General features: G+C 62.3%; 3 protein-coding genes. 1 reads left to right on the top strand and 2 read right to left on the bottom strand.

Annotation, left to right across the window (positions count from 1 at the left end; all coding sequences use genetic code 11):
* The coding region (locus A2I95_RS26885) for a RimK family alpha-L-glutamate ligase (RefSeq protein WP_291734832.1) at positions 1–1,226 on the bottom strand (1,226 nt) is incomplete at its 3' end.
* Between the two features lie 70 nt (positions 1,227–1,296).
* Here A2I95_RS26885 and tgt point away from each other — a divergent pair.
* Positions 1,297–2,427 (top strand): tRNA guanosine(34) transglycosylase Tgt, encoded by a 1,131-nt coding sequence (gene tgt / locus A2I95_RS26890; protein WP_291734834.1) that lies wholly within the window; start codon positions 1,297–1,299, stop codon positions 2,425–2,427.
* Between the two features lie 57 nt (positions 2,428–2,484).
* Here tgt and rsgA read toward each other — a convergent pair whose 3' ends face one another.
* Positions 2,485–3,552: a ribosome small subunit-dependent GTPase A gene (gene rsgA, locus A2I95_RS26895; RefSeq protein ID WP_291734836.1), complete on the bottom strand. Its 1,068-nt coding sequence runs from the start codon at positions 3,550–3,552 to the stop codon at positions 2,485–2,487.
* Between the last annotated feature and the right edge of the window lie 551 nt (positions 3,553–4,103).

Raw genomic sequence — 4,103 nt, forward strand, 5'->3', positions numbered from 1 at the left:
ACGTTGAGGCCAAAGGCACGGGCGGCGCGGACCGCGGTAGAGCGTTCCTCCTTGGTGATGCGGACGATTTCAGCGCTGCCGCCCAAGTGCAGGTTGGAGCGGAAGTCGCCCTCGGCGCCGGAGCGTTTCATCGCCGCGACCACCTTGGAGCCGACCACCAGACAGCGGATATCCACGCCTGCGGCTTCCTTGACAAACTGCTGCACCAGAAAGTTGGCCTTGAGCCCGCGGAAGGCGGTGATCACGCTTTCAGCGGCCTTTGTGGTTTCCGCCAGCACCACGCCCTTGCCCTGGGTGCTTTCGAGCAGTTTCACAATCAGCGGCGCGCCGCCCACAATCTGGATCAGGCTGCCGGTGTCCTTGGGCGAGGCAGCAAAGGCGGTGGCGGGCATGCCGATCTTGTGGCGCGCCAGAATCTGATGCGCGTGCAGCTTGTCGCGGCTGGCAGTGATGCCTTCGGCGCCATTGACACAATAGGTGCCCACAGTTTCGAACTGGCGCAGCAGCGCGGTGCCGTATTGGGTGACAGAGGCGCCGATGCGCGGGATCACCGCGTCATAGCGGGGCAGGCGCTTGCCGTCATAATGGACCTCGGGCGCCAGCGCGTTCAGCGCCATGTAGCAGCGGGTGGTATTGATCACCTCGACCGTGTGGCCGCGGTTTTCCCCCTCTTCCACCAGGCGGCGGGTGGAGTAATTGTCCTCGCGGCTGAGCACAGCAATGCGCAGCGAGCGTTTCGGAGCGGATTTGCGGATGCTGGAAGAGGAATAGACCGAATAATCCAGTTCCGGCTGGCACAGGCGTTCGCCCGGCACCACTGTCACGTTTTCGGTCAGCGCCTGGCGGCCCAGCAGCATGTGTTTCGCCATGCCGCGCCGGTCGGTCAGCGTCAGCTCCACCGGCCAGGACTGGCCTGCGATCTCCATCGGGGTTTCGATCACAAAGCGCATTTCGCTTTCGCCGTTTGACGACGTCACTTCGCGGCGGTCCTTGATCAGGGCTGAGCAGGGGATTTCCAGATCGTACTGGCCTGGGATGGGATGCACCATGAAGCGCACCTTGGGGGCGCTTGCCGGGCCAAAGGTTTCAATGCCGGTGGCATGCAGCGAGGAGGTGCGGGCGCCGGTGTCGACCTTGACCCGCAATGCGGGTAGACCAAGGTCGGGCAGGCTTACCCATTCTTCCCAACCGAGTTTCAATTGCGGTGCGGCGTCGGCTGTGGACATGGAGTTGGCTCCTTGGCATTAGAGGGGAATCACCGGTGTGCCGGTTTGAGTGTAACGGCAGGAATAGAAGATGGCAGAGCTTTTCAACTTTGAACTGAAGGCAACCGACGGCACGGCGCGCACAGGTGTCATCAATACGCCGCGCGGTGAAATCCGCACGCCTGCTTTCATGCCGGTCGGCACCGCCGCCACCGTCAAGGCGATGATGCCGGAAAGCGTGCGCGCGACCGGGGCCGATATCCTGCTGGGCAATACATACCACCTGATGCTGCGCCCGACAGCGGAGCGGATCGACCGGCTGGGGGGCTTGCACAAGTTCATGAATTGGGAGCGGCCCATTCTGACGGACTCGGGCGGGTTTCAGGTGATGTCGCTGGCTGGTTTGCGCAAGCTGACCGAGAAAGGCGTGACCTTCAAATCCCATATCGACGGCTCCAAGCATGAGCTGACACCGGAACGCTCGATGGAGATCCAGCGGCTGCTGGGATCCGACATTGTGATGTGTTTCGACGAATGCCCGGCGCTGCCTGCGGACCGTGACCGGATTGCGGACTCAATGCGCCTGTCGATGCGCTGGGCCGAGCGGTCGCGCGAGGCATTTGGCGACCGGCCCGGCCATGCGCTGTTTGGGATCATGCAGGGCGGGCTGGAACAGGACCTGCGCGAAGAAAGCGCCGAGGCGCTGAAGAAAATCGGATTTGAGGGCTATGCTGTTGGCGGCCTTGCGGTGGGCGAGGGGCAGGAGGCGATGTTTGATTGCCTTGATTACGCGCCCGGTTTCCTGCCGGAAGACAAGCCGCGTTACCTAATGGGGGTTGGCAAGCCTGACGATATCGTTGGCGCGGTTGCGCGCGGCATTGACATGATGGACTGCGTGCTGCCGTCGCGGTCGGGCCGCACCGGACAGGCCTTTACCCGCTATGGTGTGGTGAATATCAAGAACGCCCGCCATCAGGATGACCCGCGGCCCCTGGATGAGCATTGCAGCTGCCCGGCCTGTTCGAGTTATTCGCGGGCTTACCTGCACCATGTGTTCCGCTCGAACGAGATGATTTCGGGGATGCTGCTGACCTGGCACAACCTGCATTATTTCCAGGAGATCATGCATGGTATGCGGGAGGCGATTGCCGCCGGCAGTTTTGAAGTCTGGCAGAAGGACTTTCACGATACCCGCGCGCAGGGTGATATCGAGCCGCTGTAAACGGCGCCCCGGTACCCCCGGCGCTGCTGCGCCAGGGGCGGGTTCAGGCCTTGGGGCTTACTTTTTGCGCTTGATGCGTTTGGCCTGTTTGATCACCTTGCCAAGCGCTTTGCCGGCGGCGCGGCGTTCCGACGGAGACTGCGCGTTAAAGGCGTCCTCGGATCTTAGCTTTTGCCAGCGCGCAATGCGGGCGGTGTCAAGCTGACCGGCTTTGGCGGCTGCTTGGATGGCGCAGCCCGGTTCGCTTTCGTGCTGGCAGTCCCTGAAACGGCAGTGTGCCGCGATATCGGTAAGATCCTGAAACACCATATCAATACCGTCTTGCGCGTCTGATATCTGCAATTCGCGCATGCCGGGTGTGTCGATCAGCCAGCCGGCGCCGGGCAGCCGCAGCATTTGCCGGTGCGAGGTCGTATGGCGGCCTTTGCTGTCGTCCTCGCGGATGGCGCCGGTTTGCATCAGCCCGCCGCCGGCCAGGGTGTTGGCCAAAGTGGACTTGCCGACACCTGAGGAACCGGCCAATGCCACCGTTTCCCCCAGCCCGCACCAGGCACGCAGGCGGTTGACCTCTGCAGGATTGGTGGCGTCGATGGTTTCGGCAACAAGGCCGGGCTGCAAGGATTGGGCCTGCGTCCGGTAACTGTCGGGATCATCTGCCAGGTCGGCCTTGGTCAGAATGATCACCGGGGTGGTGTTTGCTTCGTTTGCCAGCGCCAGAAAGCGTTCCAGCCGGGCGATGTTGAAGTCGTGATTGCAGGAGGTGACGATAAACAGCGTGTCAATGTTGGCGGCAATCAGCTGTGTTTCGCGGCCGGTGCCGGGCGCGCGCCGTCTAAACAAGGAGGCCCGTTCCAGCAGGACGGTGCCGTGCCCGGTTTCTGGGTCAAGCAGCAGCCAGTCCCCGACTGCGGCGCCGTCAATGGCCGGGCAGGTCAGGGGGCCGTCAGCGCTGATGAGGTCGAACTGGCTGCGGTGAATGGCGGTGATGCGGGCCGGGGCGGCGCCGTCGGCGGCATCTGCCATCTGGTGTTGAAAAAAGGGTTTGAAACCCAGTTCGCTCAGGCCGGAAGAGACCTGCGAACGCACGGGGGTGTTCAGAAAGCCGGGAAGTTTTCTGCGGTTCATGTCTTAAAACTCTCGGAGAGCCCGTTTGGCGGGCGTGGTATATTCAAATGCGGCCAAACAAAACCGGCCCGCTGGCTGCAGGTCTGAAGGTTTTTGCGTTTGGTGTGGGCCGGCATGCCGCGGGCCCGGATGACTCAGGTCATACAATCTCCGGTATTCGCCGTGCAGTTTAGGCGCAGGCGTGCAGTTGTTCAAGGTGCTGGATGTGAACCCTGTGCCAAGCTGTTGGAACCCGCCCGTATGGCTGCTGGATGACGGCTGGCCGGGCGCAACTATGTGCAGTTAAACGGCCTGTGCCCTGCGGCTCTTGCAGCTGCGGCGGGCCCGTTAGGCCTTTGGTCACCCTTTCACCATTTGCGCCCTTGTGGTCCGGGTGCGGTGCGGGCAAGGTGGCTGCAAACCTTGGGGCAGGGCGGTTGAAAAGTGTTAACCATCCCCCCAGATAAAGACATCAATTGAGGAGACGGGCCAAAGCTGCCGGGATCGGGGCCGGGCCGTCTTGCCAAATCAAAGGACCGAGTATGCAAGAGCCACTCAATTCCTCCTACCCA

The sequence above is a fragment of the Leisingera sp. F5 genome (assembly GCF_001593695.1).

Bases quoted from the DNA above. Each gene is read 5' to 3' on its own strand.
- tgt (WP_291734834.1), top strand. From the start codon at position 1,297: ATGGCAGAGCTTTTCAACTTTGAACTGAAGGCAACCGACGGCACGGCG.
- rsgA (WP_291734836.1), bottom strand. From the start codon at position 3,552: ATGAACCGCAGAAAACTTCCCGGCTTTCTGAACACCCCCGTGCGTTCG.